General features: G+C 56.9%; 14 protein-coding genes and 2 pseudogenes. 6 read left to right on the forward strand and 10 right to left on the reverse strand.

Going from position 1 to position 15211, the window contains the following annotated elements; translation table 11 throughout:
- Positions 1-82: 82 nt before the first annotated feature.
- The gene (locus BFQ00_RS26735; RefSeq protein WP_065935225.1) at positions 83-640 is read left to right on the forward strand and encodes an AAA family ATPase; all 558 of its coding nucleotides are present in this window, start codon (positions 83-85) and stop codon (positions 638-640) included.
- On the opposite strand, the gene BFQ00_RS28780 is transcribed toward BFQ00_RS26735, so the two are convergent.
- The 3 genes from BFQ00_RS28780 to BFQ00_RS26750 all read right to left on the reverse strand — a co-directional run bounded on the left by BFQ00_RS28780 (position 570) and on the right by BFQ00_RS26750 (position 3229).
- A complete protein-coding gene (locus BFQ00_RS28780) occupies positions 570-950 on the reverse strand; it encodes a helix-turn-helix domain-containing protein (protein WP_083227436.1) in 381 nt (126 codons plus the stop codon). The genes BFQ00_RS26735 and BFQ00_RS28780 overlap by 71 nt on opposite strands.
- 107 nt (positions 951-1057) lie before the next feature.
- The gene (locus BFQ00_RS26745) at positions 1058-2005 is read right to left on the reverse strand and encodes a hypothetical protein (protein WP_065935227.1); all 948 of its coding nucleotides are present in this window, start codon (positions 2003-2005) and stop codon (positions 1058-1060) included.
- A gap of 54 nt (positions 2006-2059) precedes the next feature.
- Positions 2060-3229, reverse strand: a complete 1170-nt coding sequence (locus BFQ00_RS26750) for an MFS transporter (RefSeq protein ID WP_065935228.1) — start codon at positions 3227-3229, stop codon at positions 2060-2062.
- A 150-nt stretch (positions 3230-3379) separates the two neighbouring features.
- Between BFQ00_RS26750 and BFQ00_RS28785 the strand changes: the two are divergent.
- Positions 3380-3613: pseudogene (locus BFQ00_RS28785) on the forward strand (helix-turn-helix domain-containing protein); the annotation flags it as partial.
- Here the strand turns inward: BFQ00_RS28785 and BFQ00_RS26755 are convergent.
- A pseudogene (locus BFQ00_RS26755) lies at positions 3568-3792 on the reverse strand (ABC transporter permease subunit); the annotation flags it as partial. The pseudogenes BFQ00_RS28785 and BFQ00_RS26755 overlap by 46 nt on opposite strands.
- A 261-nt stretch (positions 3793-4053) precedes the next feature.
- Between BFQ00_RS26755 and BFQ00_RS26760 the strand changes: the two are divergent.
- Entirely contained in the window at positions 4054-5598 is a 1545-nt protein-coding gene (locus tag BFQ00_RS26760) for a Fic family protein (RefSeq protein ID WP_065935230.1), read from the forward strand.
- 194 nt (positions 5599-5792) lie between these two features.
- Complete coding sequence (locus BFQ00_RS26765) at positions 5793-6038, forward strand: hypothetical protein (protein WP_065935231.1); 246 nt, start codon at positions 5793-5795, stop codon at positions 6036-6038.
- Between the two features lie 147 nt (positions 6039-6185).
- On the opposite strand, the gene BFQ00_RS26770 is transcribed toward BFQ00_RS26765, so the two are convergent.
- The 6 genes from BFQ00_RS26770 to BFQ00_RS26790 form a co-directional block, all read right to left on the reverse strand.
- Positions 6186-6833, reverse strand: a complete 648-nt coding sequence (locus tag BFQ00_RS26770) for an HAD-IB family hydrolase (RefSeq protein WP_065887762.1) — start codon at positions 6831-6833, stop codon at positions 6186-6188.
- Positions 6834-6906: 73 nt separating this feature from the next.
- Complete coding sequence (locus BFQ00_RS26775) at positions 6907-7620, reverse strand: HNH endonuclease (protein WP_065935232.1); 714 nt, start codon at positions 7618-7620, stop codon at positions 6907-6909.
- Between the two features lie 147 nt (positions 7621-7767).
- A complete protein-coding gene (locus BFQ00_RS26780) occupies positions 7768-8298 on the reverse strand; it encodes a BRO-N domain-containing protein (RefSeq protein WP_065935233.1) in 531 nt (176 codons plus the stop codon).
- Positions 8299-8614: 316 nt separating this feature from the next.
- A complete protein-coding gene (locus BFQ00_RS26785) occupies positions 8615-9865 on the reverse strand; it encodes a ribonucleotide-diphosphate reductase subunit beta (RefSeq protein WP_065935234.1) in 1251 nt (416 codons plus the stop codon).
- A 490-nt stretch (positions 9866-10355) separates the two neighbouring features.
- Entirely contained in the window at positions 10356-10745 is a 390-nt protein-coding gene (locus BFQ00_RS29520; protein ID WP_130184276.1) for a hypothetical protein, read from the reverse strand.
- A gap of 306 nt (positions 10746-11051) precedes the next feature.
- The gene (locus BFQ00_RS26790) at positions 11052-11321 is read right to left on the reverse strand and encodes a DUF2790 domain-containing protein (protein ID WP_014719601.1); all 270 of its coding nucleotides are present in this window, start codon (positions 11319-11321) and stop codon (positions 11052-11054) included.
- 398 nt (positions 11322-11719) lie between these two features.
- Between BFQ00_RS26790 and acs the strand changes: the two genes are divergently transcribed.
- A complete protein-coding gene (acs, locus tag BFQ00_RS26795; RefSeq protein WP_065935235.1) occupies positions 11720-13675 on the forward strand; it encodes an acetate--CoA ligase in 1956 nt (651 codons plus the stop codon).
- A 696-nt stretch (positions 13676-14371) separates the two neighbouring features.
- The gene (locus BFQ00_RS26800; RefSeq protein WP_065892694.1) at positions 14372-15157 is read left to right on the forward strand and encodes an ABC transporter substrate-binding protein; all 786 of its coding nucleotides are present in this window, start codon (positions 14372-14374) and stop codon (positions 15155-15157) included.
- Positions 15158-15211: the final 54 nt, after the last annotated feature.

A 15211-nucleotide genomic window follows, 5' to 3' on the forward strand; every position in this document is an offset into this window, starting at 1 on the left:
AACCGACAAATAATGCACAGGGCTGCGCCACTGCTGGCCCGATGTCGGCGTGGCGTGAACTCAATGTCATGGAGAGAAAACCATGGCCTGTAGAATTCACATCCTTGGCGCTGCGGGCGCCGGTACGTCCACCCTGGGCAAGGCGTTGGCCGACCGCCTGAATGTGGCCTTTTTCGACTCGGACTTCTATTACTGGCAGCAAACCCCGGAGCCGTTCTCTGCTGCCCGACCCAAAGGTGAGCGCATCCGCCTGCTGCAGGAACACACCGCACGCCATGAAGGTTGGGTGTTGTCCGGCTCGCTATGCGGATGGGGGGATACCATGATCCCGCTGTTCACCCACGTGGTCTTTCTGCGCCTGGACCCCGACGTCCGCCTGCATCGCCTGCGCGTGCGAGAACAACAGCGCTACGGCGACCAGATACTCGAAGGTGGCAGCCGCCATGCAAACAGCGCTGCATTTCTTGACTGGGCCGCGCGTTACGACGACGGCAACCACAGCCTGCGCAGTTTGCGTCGGCATGAAAGCTGGTTGAAACCACTGAGTTGCCCGGTGGTCCGGCTGGACTCTACGCGCCATTCGGTTGAGGCGTTGGCGAGTCAATTGATGCAGTGGGTGAGCCCAGCAAGCGGGAGATAATGCCAGGTGTGGCAGGCTCGGCCGATACGACGTCGAACCGGCGTTTACTCATTCCCCATCCGGGTGCAAACCCCGGGAAAAACACCAGCCCTTGGGCCTCCAGACAAAACGCCAGGGCCAGTCGAGTTTCATCCTCGACATCGCCATGGCTCTCCAGTTGTTGAACGGCCTGCACCGCCACGCCAGCCTGGCGGGCCAGTTCTTCGCGGCTCCAGCCCAACATGACACGGGCCTGGGCGCTGTGTTTGGCGGTGAATTGATGAAGGACGATCTGCTGTTCTACGAAAGAGCTCATTGCCAGAGAGGACATGGGGATTTCTCCAGGTTCGACAGGGGAGGCACAACTATACTGTGTTTTTATACAGTTGTTCCTACCGCTCATCAACTCAGGGCAATGGCTGGCGTTCCAGCTTGCGCCTACTCCACGCCGGGCGCCTCGCGAATGATCAGGTGATCCAGGTTTTCAATATTGGCACTGAATACCCCGAACGTTTGCTCGGGGTTCTTCTTGCTTGGCACGTGCTTGAGCTGCGGCGTGACGCCATAGAAAAAGCAATACAGCGCTTGCTCGCTGGCTGCTGCGGCCTTGATCTGTTCCAGGAAAGCCGTGCGCTTGCGATAGTTCTCGATGAGCTTTTTGCTCAGGTAGACGTTGACGGCGTAGGGCTTTTTGTCGAGCCATACCTTCTTTTCGAAGTCGATGCGAAAGCTGCTGGTGTAGTCCTTGATGGCCTTGATCCTGCCCCAGTAGATCAGGCCCTTGTTGTCCTGCAGGTATTCGATTTTTTTGAAGAACGCCCAGTACGTCGCCGTGTGCTCGCCGATTTTCAACGGCATTGATTTGAGCGTGTCCTTGTCATCGATATTTGACACGTAGCACTCCACCGGGTGGGCGAATACGCTGGTTTTGTCCGGGGTGGTGTCGTTGTTGCCGTGGGATGTGGCGACGCGATTTGAAGGGGCTTTCGTTGGTTCTTGCAGGGCGACGTTCTCGGTGCCTGTCAGGTGGCTCTTACGGTCGTATTGGCGCCGTGTCAGCACAAACTCCGAAGGGAAGTTTTCCTCGCGATCGTCATCGCTTTCACCGGCCGCGTTCCGGTGTGCGCTGGCGTAGCGGCAACCCTCGATATGCCGGGTGCCGGTCTTGTTCTTGAAGTGCGGCGTGCGCTTGTAGTTGACGTTCTTTGCGTTGAACGTACTCAGTGTATTGCCGGTATCGAACGCCGCGCGGCAGACATCGTTGGGGCAGAGAAAGTGGTCTGTGTCGGAATCGAAATCGGCGGTTTCGTCGAAATTCAGGTCTCGTACATCATAGATCGACAGCTTGTCATCGAGACTCAGGCTGTAGGCCGTGTCGAATTTCATGGGGCTCGGGTCCGTGAGAGGTTTGGCTATTAATAGCGAGAACCTGCGCAAATATCAGCAAGAACTTGCAACCCGTCGCCCACTCAGGAAACACAGGGTTCCGCCGGCTGCGGTCAATGCCGCCAGGGCATAAAACATGCTGGCCGGCGTCACATTGATCAGCAGGTACCCACACATCACCGGGCTCATCGCTCCGCCAAACGCCGCCAGGTTCTGCGCGCCGTAGTAACTGCCCCGCAGTGCATCGGGTGCGATGGTGTCGATAAACAGAAATTCTGCGGGGTAGATAATCATCTCGCCCAAGGTGAATACGAACATCGCCAGGCACCAACTGACCAGGCTGTCGGCCAGGCTGAACCCCATCAACCTGAGAATAAACAGCAAGGTGCCCAGCGCAATCCAGTGGCGTAACTGCTCGCGTTTGAGAAAACGGCCAATCTGGTACTGCAGCAAAATCACCGTGAGGGCGTTGCAGGCCAGCACTGCGGACAGAATCTTCAAGGCGGCTGCGGGCTTGTAGGCAACCAGTAGAAACTGCGACAGATACAGGGTGTAGCGCCCGTGGACAATGGTGCTCAACAAACTGCCGCTGGTGAAGAGGATCAGCGTGCGGTCGCTGCGCAAGGTCTGCAGGGTGCGCAGAAAGCTTTGCGGTTTATGACGGGTATCCCGTGCGGTCGGGGCAATGCCGACCATCAGGAACAGGCTGCCAAAAGCAATCGCGCTGGCGATCAGGAACGGCGCCCAGGGCAATTGGCCGGCGATCACCACGCCGACCATGGGGCCGGTGGCATAGCCGACGTTGGTCAGGGTGTAGCGCAGGGAAAACACTTTGGCGCGCTCACCCACCGCGAGGTTTTCGCTGATGATCGCCTTGGAACCGATCAGGAACAGCGCCGACGCGGCTTCAGCGATCACCAGGGTCAGGGTGGTGAGGTAGAGGTTGCTGGCAAACGTCAGCAACAGAAAACCGATGGAACTGGAGAGCATAGCCAGGATCAGCAGCTTGCGCTTTTCCAGGCGGTCGATGATATAGCCGCCGTACAGACCGAGCAACGTGGCGATAAACACGGCAACGCCCATCAGCAGACCGATGTCCTGCTGGTTGAGGCCCAGGCGGGTACTCAGCCAGAGGGCCAGCAGTGGGCTGGTCATGGAACGGCTGACCACGATGGTCACCGAGCAAATCAACAGGCGGCGAATTACCAGGGAGTAGGTGGCCACAGTGGGGGAGAGCATCCTTGTTGTTGCTTAAGATCACACAGATCCAATGTGGGAGGGGGCAAGCCCCGGTACAAACCGGGGACATCGTTTACATTTCTAACCGGAGACATGGTTTACAGGTTAATACGCATGATCAGGAGGTAACTGATCATGCCCTGGAACCAAGAGTCTCCGATGAATCAACGAATCAGACTGGTCGCTGACTGGCTTTCTGGTAACTACACCAAAAGCCAGCTGGCGCGCCGCTTTAACGTAAGCCGGCCTACCGTCGACAAATGGATCGGCCGGCACAATGGCGATTTAAAGTCCTTAGCCGAACTGTCCCGACGCCCTCACAACAGCCCCAATAAAACCGACAATGAGATCCTGACCCGCGCGTTGGCGTAGTAGATGTTTTGCGCGTTGTGCAGCAGCTCCGAGTACTGGATCACGCTGGCCAGGCTGGTCATTTTCACCATGCTGATGAACTCGTTGCCTACCGGCGGAATGATCACGCGCATGGCCTGCGGCAGAATGATCCTGCGCAGCGCCTGCAGGCTCGGCATGCCGATCGACTTGGCCGCTAAGCCCCAATCTAAGCCCCACCACCATTCAAATGTAGGAGCTGTCGAGCCCCAGCGAGGCTGCGAGGGGATGGACTCGGTATCCTGTTAAACCCATAAATCCGCAGCGCCTCTCTAGGGGTCGTTAGCGTTTTCACCTAAAAAATGGAATTGTTAGCAGATTCAACTGCGCGTTAGCGTTTTCATGAACACAAAATTAACGTTTTCGCCTACTATTCTCCAATCGTTATCGTTTTTTAGCGCTCGTTAGGGGATTCGACAATGCAAGTAGGTTTCAAGGTGCTCGCGGACCGCTACCGTATCGCGCTTGCGCAGCCCCTACGCGTCGAATCGGTCATTGGCACGGCCCGCATGAGCCACGAGAGCAATGGTCGGGTTGAACGCAAGTATCCCGTCAGCTACCAACCGTCAGACGACTTTGCAGGGCATTTCGAGTTCGGACTCAAGTACGAAGAAATCCACCTCGAATTCCTCGCGCGCCTGTTTGCCGCCGTTGGCCCTGAGCCAGTCGAAGCCTGGTGCCGGAAAACGCCCTTTGGTCAATACGCCCGCCGTACCGGATTCCTGTACGAGTGGCTGACCGGAAGGCATCTTGATGTGCCCGATGTCGTCAATGGCGGCTATGTCGATGCTGTTTCGGCCCAGCATTACCTGACCCGCGTTGAGCCACTGCGGATACGGCGCTGGCGCATTAACGATAACCTTCCCGGTGTGCCAGCGTTCTGCCCTCTGGTCCGTCGTACCCAAGCCGTACAAGAAGCGCTGCAGTTTGATCTCGGCGCGGCACTGCGCGAGCTGAACCAAACCTTTGGCCCCGATATCCTGATGCGTACGGCCAGTTGGCTGACGTTCAAAGAGTCGCGTGCCAGCTTTCTGATCGAGAGAGAGGCCGACAAAGCCGACAGGATCCAACGGTTTGCCCACGTGATCGCCAAGTACTGTGGCGATATCGAGGATCCGTTGAGCAACGAAACCCTGCACAGGTTGCAAGCCGGAATCCTGGGTGAGGACGCGCTCGGGTTGGGCTTGCGCCGCTCGCCAGTCTTCGTGGGGCAGGCGACGATGCGCGAGGACATCGTGCACTACATTGCGCCGCCATTTGAGGGGCTGACGCAACTGCTCGACGGCCTGAAAGCATTCGAGTTGGCCACGCGGGGAGCCGAGCCGTTGGCCCGGGCGGCGGTAATCGCTTTCGCTTTTGTGTATATCCACCCCATGCGGGACGGTAATGGTCGAATCCATCGCTTTCTGATCAACGACACCTTGATCCGTGATAAGGCGGTGCCGGATGGCGTGATCCTGCCGGTATCCGCCACGATCACCAGTTCGCTTGATTTCCGGGCGCGTTATGACCGGACGCTTGAGGTATTTTCGCGGCCATTCATGCAACGCTACGCCGCGTCCTATCGGTTTGGCGAACTCGCGGTCTACGAGGATGGCACCCGCAGCAACCTGGTCTTCGACGACTACGAGGACGCGCAATTCGCGTGGCGGTATCCCGACTTGACCGAGCATGTCCTTTATACGGCAGAGGTTGTAGCGCATACGGTGCGTACAGAAATGGCTGATGAAGTGCGTGCGTTGATCGTTTTTCAGCGCGCCCAGCAGCGGCTCAAGAACGTGCTGGAAATGCCGGACCAGGACGCAAACCGCGTCATTCGCTCTCTAAAGGAAAATGGCTGGCAGCTATCGGGAAAATTGAAGAAAGCCTATCCGCAGTTGGACGCGGCGCCCTTGGCCGAACGGGTTGTGGAAGCAGTGCGATCTGCGTTTGAAGAACGAGAGTCGGATAGCGGCGACGAATGATCGGGCCCAGGCCCATGTGACGATTCAACCCAGCCTCACACCGATCAAATGTGGGAGCTGTCGAGCCCCAGCGAGGCTGCGAAGAGATCGACTCGGTGTTTCTCTGAACCTGCCATCCGCATCGATACATTTTCCGCCTAGGCAACAGGCTAACTGACTTGTATCGTCTACAGCCAACTTATAGGAGGGATGCCATGACTCAAACAAAAAACAGCACCCCAGCAGAAAACCCTTGGGACAGCTACTTCCTCAATGGCGAATTAGTTTCTAACGATTTTATGTCTGAGGATGACCGATTGGATGATCTGGAATTAAGGCAGGTAATCCAGCAGCGGCTGAAGGCTATAGAAAACGCTCGTAAGTCTCAAATTCGATATCGACTGGTACCGTTCGCAGAAAAGCCCAATTTTTTAAGAGTGGGCTTTATCAAAAGGCATTGAGGTAGCCTGGTTTAATCGCTCAACCCCAAGCACCCCATGCTAGTGCGCGACACTCAAGCCTAAATCGCTCAACCGTGGGAACTCTCGAGCCCCAGCGAGGCAGCGATGGGATCGACTCGGTGTCCCCGCCGATCCCCATGCCCCGCATCACCGCTGCAACCGAGCCCGCCTTTTCTTCTTCGCATGAAAATGCCGAAAATGCGCATCCTGCGCCGCCGCCAGCAACTCCCGATCACCACGCGTATCGCCCCAGGCCCTGAGCCGATACTCCCCCAGGTCCCCATACACCGCTTCAAGCCGCAGCACCTTGTTCTCACAGCGGCAATTATTCCCCGTGAGCTTACCGGTCAGCACCCCGTCCACCACCTCAAGCTCAGTCCCGATCAAGCGGATCCCCAGCCGATCGGCAAATGGCTGCAACACCAACGCCGGCGACGCCGAACACAGCGTCACCACCGCGCCCGAGCCCAACTCCTGCTCCACCGACAACACCCCCGCCGGACGCATCAACCGCGCCCAATTGCGCTGGCAATACTCCTCGGCCTTCTGCTGCACCCACGCCTTCTCCACCCCGGTCATAAAGGTGCGAATCAACTGCGCCTTCAACTCATCCCGGCTGATCTGCCGCACCAAAAAACGCAGCCCCGGCACGGCCAGCTTCACCATCCGGCCATAAAACGCGCCAGTGCCAAAGGCAAACTTGAGGAAGGGCACAAAACTGTCGTGGTGGGTGAGGGTGCCGTCGAAGTCAAAGACGGAGAGTACTTTGGCGTCGATGGGGCCGGCTTCGAGCATGTCTGGGTTCACGGGTTGGCCTCGGTCCTATCAAGTATTTTTTCGAATGTGCATCAGGTGTGACAGCAGGAGTCTACTCCCGTGCCAATCTTCCGATTTTGGCGTAAAGCCCTTCGGTGAAAGCCTCCCGATCGCTCGACCGGTGGCAACGCTGATGGCAATTGGGGCACAAGGCTACAGCATTGGAGATGCGATCCGAACCCTTCTGGGCGAGGTGCTTGATGTGATGTACTTCAAGAAATGGCAGACCGTCGACCTCGAACGGCGCGTTTGAACCGCAGCCTTCGCAGATGCCGTTGGCTTCTTTCAACACCCAAGCGCGTACTTTCGGGTCGCGAACGAAGGCTGTGCTGAACGTGGATACCTTCTGCGGTTGGGCAATGCCGTCCGGGAGTTTTGAGAAGGTTTGCTGCTGCAGTTTGGACGCGCGGCGGATAAGCGTTTGCTCATCGGCGGTTTGGGCAGCGTCTTCGGATTCGAACACGCCCTGTGCAGCGAGGGCGTGGCGGATGCGTTGCTCTACGCCGGAGCCCACGTTCTTGGCGGGTTTATAGCCCTCAATACGATCCCAACCCATACGGACCAGCACGGTGGAAATGTTTTGCATACGGAATTCGATGGAGCCCTTCGCACGGCCTGCCACCGGGCCTTCGCGTAGAAGCCGGTTCTCGAGGGCTTTGTTGAAAAGTTGGCCGCTCTTTTCCCAGGCCAACATCTTTAGATACGCCTCGACCGCCGCTGCCAGCTCCGCGTCGCTCCAATCCGTTTTGTCTTTCGTAATGTCCATGCAGCCGCCGAGGGTGGAAAACCCTCGGACGATACTGAGTAGCCATTATGGCGTCTACGAAATTTCTTACTTGTCCGTAGGAAACGCCGGGCGAATACGTCAGTAGACTCGCTGGCTGATTCGGAACGATTGTATGAGCTTGCGCCATCACGGCGTGTTCTCGGTCTCTTTCCGGTAGGTTCTATTCACCAGCAAATACGGCATGTCTCGAAGACGAATCCAGCCCTCATCCTGCCAATGCAACAGGTTCAACGACATCTCTGGCCAATCCAGCATGCTCAATAAGGGGCGCTCTATCGTTCGTGCCTGGCGATTGTCTCGCAACGTCGGAACAACTTCGTGAGTCAGCCAGCTACGTAGCAAGCGGTTTCCCGGTATGTAGTGATAGACCAGCAATGCATAGGCGCCGGATTCACTGATCATTAACATTTCTTCCGGCTGACCGTGGAATAGCAGGTTTATGGTTCTTTTTTGATCTTCATCAAGCTTGCGAGTCGTTCGCTCATCCAAGCGCCATCCCATCAAACGACCAAGATCGCGAGCGCAGAACCAAGGTTGGTTTTCCAGCAGAAGAGTATGTAAATGAAGACTGTGACGAGTGAAAACAATGGCGATAAACGGTTCAGCCGCGACTGCTTCTTTGGCGACCGGTAAGTTGGATTGATGTTGTTTGGACATTCCCTATGACCTCTACGTGGTTTCTGAAGGGCCAGAACCCAGCGTAGAGAGTGGGGTTTTAAGAAACTCCAACCGACCAAGCCTCATTGCAGCGTGAATTCCGCATGACTGACATCGAGCGGAATTTTTGCTGTGTGAGTTAGGCTTGCTTCTACGTTGGGCGTTTCTTAGGCACCGGCGGATGAGCCTAGGTAACATCGACATTCGCATCAACCCTTCCATGGATGATCGTCTTGTAGGAGGGGTCCTATTCAGTCAGCGTGCATAAAAAAGCCCTGAACAAGTCAGGGCTCTTTAGTGTTACTTGGCTTGGAAATCAGTCCCAGCTCAATGCACCACCCGTCTGATACTCGATCACACGAGTTTCAAAGAAGTTTTTCTCTTTCTTCAAGTCCATGATTTCACTCATCCACGGAAACGGGTTAGTCGTCCCCGGATACTCTTCCTTCAACCCAATCTGCGACAGGCGACGGTTAGCGATGAACTTGAGGTAATCCTCCATCATCGCCGCATTCATCCCCAGCACCCCGCGAGGCATGGTATCCCGCGCATATTCAATCTCCAGCTGCGTCCCCTGCAGAATCATCTGGGTCGCTTCTTCCTTCATCTCGGCATCCCACAAATGCGGATTCTCGATCTTGATCTGGTTGATCACATCGATCCCGAAGTTCAGGTGCATCGACTCATCGCGCAGGATGTACTGGAACTGTTCGGCCACGCCGGTCATTTTGTTGCGGCGGCCCATGGACAGGATCTGGGTGAAGCCGCAATAGAAGAAGATGCCTTCCAGCACGCAGTAGTAGGCGACCAGGTTGCGCAGCAGCTCTTTGTCGGTGTCGACGGTGCCGGTTTCGAACTTCGGATCGGAGATCGAGCGGGTGTACTTCAGACCCCAGGCGGCTTTTTTAGCGACCGATGGGATCTCGTGGTACATGTTGAAGATCTCGCCTTCATCCATGGCCAACGATTCGATGCAGTACTGGTAGGCGTGGGTGTGGATCGCTTCTTCGAAGGCCTGGCGCAGGATGTACTGGCGGCATTCGGGGTTGGTGATCAGGCGGTACACGGCCAGCACCAGGTTGTTGGCAACCAGGGAGTCGGCGGTGGAGAAGAAGCCGAGGTTGCGCATGACGATGCGGCGTTCGTCGTCGGTCAGGCCTTCGGGGTTTTTCCACAGGGCGATGTCGGCGGTCATGTTGACCTCTTGCGGCATCCAGTGGTTGGCGCAGCCGTCGAGGTATTTCTGCCAGGCCCAGTCGTACTTGAAAGGCACGAGCTGGTTGAGGTCGGCGCGGCAGTTGATCATGCGCTTTTCGTCGACGGCGACGCGGGCGGAGGCGCCTTCGAGTTCGGCGAGGCCTTCGGCGACGTCGAGTTTGTCCAGTTCGGCCTTGGCGCGTGCGATGGCGGCCGAATCACTGGCGGTGACAGCGCGGGCTTCGATGGCGGCGGCGGCGCCGGCTCCGTCGAGGCGGTCCATGTTGGCTTCGGTGGCGTGGCCGGCGTTGGCGCCTTTAGCGGCTACTTCGCCTTCTTCTTCTTTGTCGAATTCGTCCCAGCTCAGCATGACGTGTCGTCTCCTGCGTGAGGGCTCAAAGGTGCCCGTGTGAAACCGGATGGTTGGGTGTTCACACGGCCCTTGGGCCGCGGTGGATCTTAAGGAATCGTTTGTTGCAGCTAGCGCACGCATTAAACGGAATAGGGCTACGGGTGCTCTGCGTGAGGCTTGAGGGGCGCAGCGGTAGGTACAAGCTCGCGCGGGATGCCTCAGGGCTGGCTCTTCATCCCTGTGTAAAGGGATATTGCAGGCCCGATTTACCCGCGCATTATAGGGAAAAAATCGGGTTTGTGTTGTGGTGGATGACCGCAGTGGAGAAGCTAAATGTAGATTCTTTCAGCCACAGCACGGGTTTGCAGGGGGATCGCCGCTTGAACGATCTTTAATCGGCGCACAGATGCTTTCACGATCTATGGACGCTTGTGATGCGCTTCGATCTGGCTCACAGATACGGAGGCAAGAGGGGGGCTACAGCATTTACTGCCCCCGCGAGGGTGCGTTACTTTTGAACTGGGAATGTCACATCAAAATTACCGGAAGATATTGATTCTTCAGTTTGCGAGTTGATTAATTCAAAGGAGCCTGTGGCACGGCCTAAGTTTTCATCCCAGTCGCATTTAACATTTCCCGTATTGGCGCTCCAGGCGGAAGTGCCAAGTTTGATAGAGGTTTGTACATTGCCTGAGGGTAAGGGGACTGAGCCTTGGTTAAGCGCCTCACGCAGGATGGTGATTTGAATGTAACTGTCGAAGCTTGAAGGTTTTGGTAGGAAATACAAATAAGCTGCTCTCTGGTCAACTTCACCACGGATCTCTTTGAAATGAATGACCGCACTCGCGCTTCCTGTAGCTTGAGCTATATCGCGCGGGTCTTTTTTTAAAGTGGTCATGGGTTGTGCTCCTCAGTCGTTGCGTATGATTTTGTCTTGGTGCCTCCTTCTTGAGGCGACAGGCATGACAAACTCGGGACCTCATTCAAGCACGCATTGGATACTGAGGTAACTGTCAGAATTGACAGGTTTTGAGAAGTAATTGGAATTGCCTGAGGTGTTTATCGGAAAAAAACTCATATGCGGGAAAGGAGCAGTGGCTCGGTCATCACTGAGGGCTGGAGTGGCCGCCCGAGATAATGCTCCTCGTCGCAACAATGATTACTTTATATAGACATAGATTTTGATGAGGCGAAGCAAGGGCTGTTATCCGTTAGAGCAACCATTGCCCATCACTTGATAGTTAAGAATATGCCGCTGACCTTGTGAGTCTTCATACTCCATCTTCACCGGTACAACTTCGCATACTTCCGGAATACTGCTCATGGATAATACTTTGGCCACATCCAAGTGAGTGCTATAGGTGTAGTCCTCAACGATCGGTGCATTCTGGCCAGCCAGCTCAGTCGGGGCCTCGTCGGCCAGGGCGGCGGTGGCGCACAAGCTGCTGAGGGCCATAACTAATAGAGCTTTCATTTCTTTATTACCTTCTTCAGGGCGAAAGGGGGCACGGGGCCCTTGTGGGGCCGCATGTGTAACTTAAAAGTTGGGAAGTTCGGATTAACGTGCCTTCGTGGGGGCTGTTACGGTGTTAATCACAGTGCCTTGGTTGGCGGAAGTGATTCTAAGCCTGCGCGTTATATTCATATACCCGTGCTTTTGATAAACACCTTTGGCGGTTTTTGTAACAATCGGTCGATCAAAGTTTTTTCAGCCACCCGCAAAGCGCCGCAGGCCGCGGGCCAGAGCAGCACACAGGCATAGCTGGGCAATTTGTAGGGTCTTGTTACTACCATCGTCGAATGGTTCTATAGGCCTACCCCGGCTACAACAGGGGCCATACAACAACAACTATTGTCACCGAGGTAAGAAAGATGAGTGCGGCTTCCCTGTACCCCGTTCGTCCCGAAGTAGCAGCCAACACGCTGACCGACGAGGCGACCTACAAGGCGATGTACCAGCAGTCGGTGGTCAATCCCGATGGTTTCTGGCGCGAGCAAGCCAAGCGTCTCGACTGGATCAAGCCTTTCACCACGGTGAAGCAGACGTCGTTCGACGATCACCATGTCGACATCAAGTGGTTCGCCGATGGCACCCTGAACGTTTCCTACAACTGCCTGGACCGTCACCTCGCCGAGCGTGGCGACCAGGTCGCGATCATCTGGGAGGGCGATGACCCTGCCGAGAGCCGCAACATCACCTACCGCGAATTGCATGAACAAGTCTGCAAGTTCGCCAACGCCCTGCGCGGCCAGGATGTGCACCGCGGCGACGTGGTGACTATCTATATGCCGATGATCCCCGAAGCCGTGGTCGCCATGCTGGCCTGTACCCGCATCGGGGCGATTCATTCGGTGGTGTTCGGTGGTTTCTCGCCGGAAGCCCTGGCCGGTCGCATCATCGACTGTAAGTCGAAAGTCGTTATTACTGCTGACGAAGGCATCCGCGCGGGTAAGAAGATTCCGCTCAAGGCCAACGTCGATGACGCCCTGACCAACCCGGAAACCAGCAGCATCCAGAAGGTCATCGTGTGCAAGCGCACCAATGGCGCGATCAAGTGGAACCAGCATCGCGACATCTGGTACGAAGACCTGATGAAAGTGGCGGGCACCGTGTGTGCGCCCAAGGAGATGGGCGCCGAAGAAGCGCTGTTTATCCTCTACACCTCCGGCTCCACCGGCAAGCCCAAGGGCGTGCAGCACACCACCGGCGGCTATCTGCTGTATGCGGCCCTGACCCATGAGCGCGTGTTCGACTACCGCCCGGGCGAAATCTACTGGTGCACCGCCGACGTCGGCTGGGTCACCGGCCACACTTACATCGTCTACGGCCCGCTGGCTAACGGCGCGACGACGCTGCTGTTCGAAGGCGTGCCGAACTACCCGGATATCACGCGGGTGGCGAAGATCGTCGACAAGCACAAGGTCAATGTCCTCTACACCGCGCCGACCGCGATCCGCGCGATGATGGCGTCGGGCACCGCCGCCTGCGAAGGCGCCGACGGCAGCAGCCTGCGCCTGCTGGGGTCGGTGGGCGAGCCGATCAACCCGGAAGCCTGGGACTGGTACTACAAGAACGTCGGCCAATCCCGTTGCCCGATTGTCGACACCTGGTGGCAGACCGAAACTGGCGGCAACATGATGAGCCCGTTGCCGGGCGCCCATGCGCTCAAGCCGGGTTCGGCGGCGCGGCCGTTCTTTGGCGTGGTGCCGGCGTTGGTGGACAACCTGGGCAACCTGATCGAGGGTGCGGCCGAAGGCAACCTGGTGATCCTCGATTCGTGGCCGGGCCAGGCGCGTACGCTGTTTGGCGACCATGACCGTTTCGTCGACACCTACTTCAAGACCTTCCGCGGCATGTACTTCACCGGTGACGGTGCGCGACGTGACGAGGACGGGTACTACTGGATCACCGGGCGTGTGGACGACGTGCTCAACGTGTCCGGCCACCGCATGGGCACCGCCGAGATCGAAAGCGCCATGGTCGCCCACCCGAAAGTCGCGGAAGCGGCGGTGGTGGGGGTGCCGCATGACATCAAGGGGCAGGGCATTTATGTCTACGTCACCTTGATCGGCGGCGAAGAGCCCAGCGAGCAGTTGCGCCTGGAGTTGAAGAACTGGGTGCGTAAAGAGATCGGCCCGATTGCTTCGCCGGACGTGATCCAGTGGGCGCCGGGCTTGCCGAAGACGCGCTCGGGGAAAATCATGCGGCGGATTCTGCGCAAGATTGCCACGGCTGAGTATGACGGGTTGGGGGATATCTCCACCCTGGCCGACCCGGGTGTGGTTGCGCAGTTGATTGAGACGCACAAGACCATGAACGTCGCTTAAGGCGGGGTAGGTGGGACAGAGCCCCATTCGGCGCAGGCCGGGTGGGGCTTTTTTATGGGATCTTGCACACAGTGAAGATCCCTTGTGGGAGGGGGCTTGCCCCCGATGGCAGTGGGTCAGAGGGGCATGTATCAGCTGGCACACCGCTATCGGGGGCAAGCCCCCTCCCACATTTGGATTACATTTCAAGGCGTGTACAGAGGGTGGTCTGGCAGACCTGCATAACCAACAAGCCAATAAATATCGATTTGCGCAGTAGGATATTTCTGAATGTTACCGTCGAACGCAAATGTGTAACCCTGCGCCCAGGCATGAGGCAAACGGCTACGTCCGCGCCCCGAAAAACCGCGTTTCAGACACCCCCGCAAATAAGATTAAACGCCACACTTGCCGTGCCAGAAGGGTTTGCGAATAATAGGCCCGCAATTTGCAGCATTAGCTGGTTTAATATCTTTTGCCTCTGCATAAAATCCAGAGGCTGTCAATGGGCTGGAACCGCTTTCTCGGTGCTTCTGTAAATTGTTGTCGCATTGAGGAAATATCGGCTTTCCGCCTGTCGTTAGAATGCCGATCACTCGCTCGTCGTCGCTGGCACTCTCTGGCGCAGGACGCTGCAACGCTATTCGGTTTCACCTTCGCCGCATCGTGGGCCATGGCTCATACTGCTGTTTTGCCCTATACCGATGGAGTCCCAAGATGAAGAAACTCGTGCTGTTGGGCGCCCTGGCGCTGTCCGTGCTGTCCATGCAGGCTTTCGCCGAAGGCAAGCCACTGAAGATTGGTATTGAAGCCGCTTACCCTCCATTTGCCTCGAAGGCGCCGGATGGCAGCATCGTCGGTTTTGACTACGACATCGGCAACGCCCTGTGCAAGCAGATGGACGTGAAGTGCACCTGGGTCGAACAGGAATTCGACGGCCTGATCCCGGCGCTGAAAGTGCGCAAGATCGACGCGATCCTGTCGTCCATGTCCATCACTGAAGACCGCAAGAAGTCCGTCGACTTCACCAACCGCTACTACCTGACGCCGGCGCGCCTGGTGTTGAAGGAAGGCACCACGGTCAGCGACAGCCTGGATGAACTCAAGGGCAAGAAGATTGGTGTGCAGCGCGGTTCGATCCACGATCGTTTCGCCAAGGAAGTGCTGGCCCCCAAAGGCGCCACGGTTGTGCCTTACAGCTCGCAGAACGAAATCTACCTGGACGTGGAAGCCGGTCGCCTCGACGGCACCGTGGCTGACGCTACCCTGCTGCAGGAAGGTTTCCTCGACACCCCCGCCGGCAAAGGCTACGCGTTCACCGGCCCATCGTTCACCGACGTCAAATACTTCGGCGACGGCGTAGGCATCGCGGTACGCAAGGGCGACCAGGAAAACCTGGACCGTATCAACGCGGCTATCGCAGCGATCCGTGCCAACGGCGAGTACAAGAAAATCCAGGACAAGTACTTCAACTTCGACATTTACGGGCCTGAAGCCAAGTAAATCGTCGCAGCTGTCTGTCTGAAATGGCGCAAGCAACAGAACACTCTGAAGTTT

This window comes from Pseudomonas sp. 28 E 9 (genome assembly GCF_900004785.1).
GTDB lineage: Bacteria > Pseudomonadota > Gammaproteobacteria > Pseudomonadales > Pseudomonadaceae > Aquipseudomonas > Aquipseudomonas orientalis_A.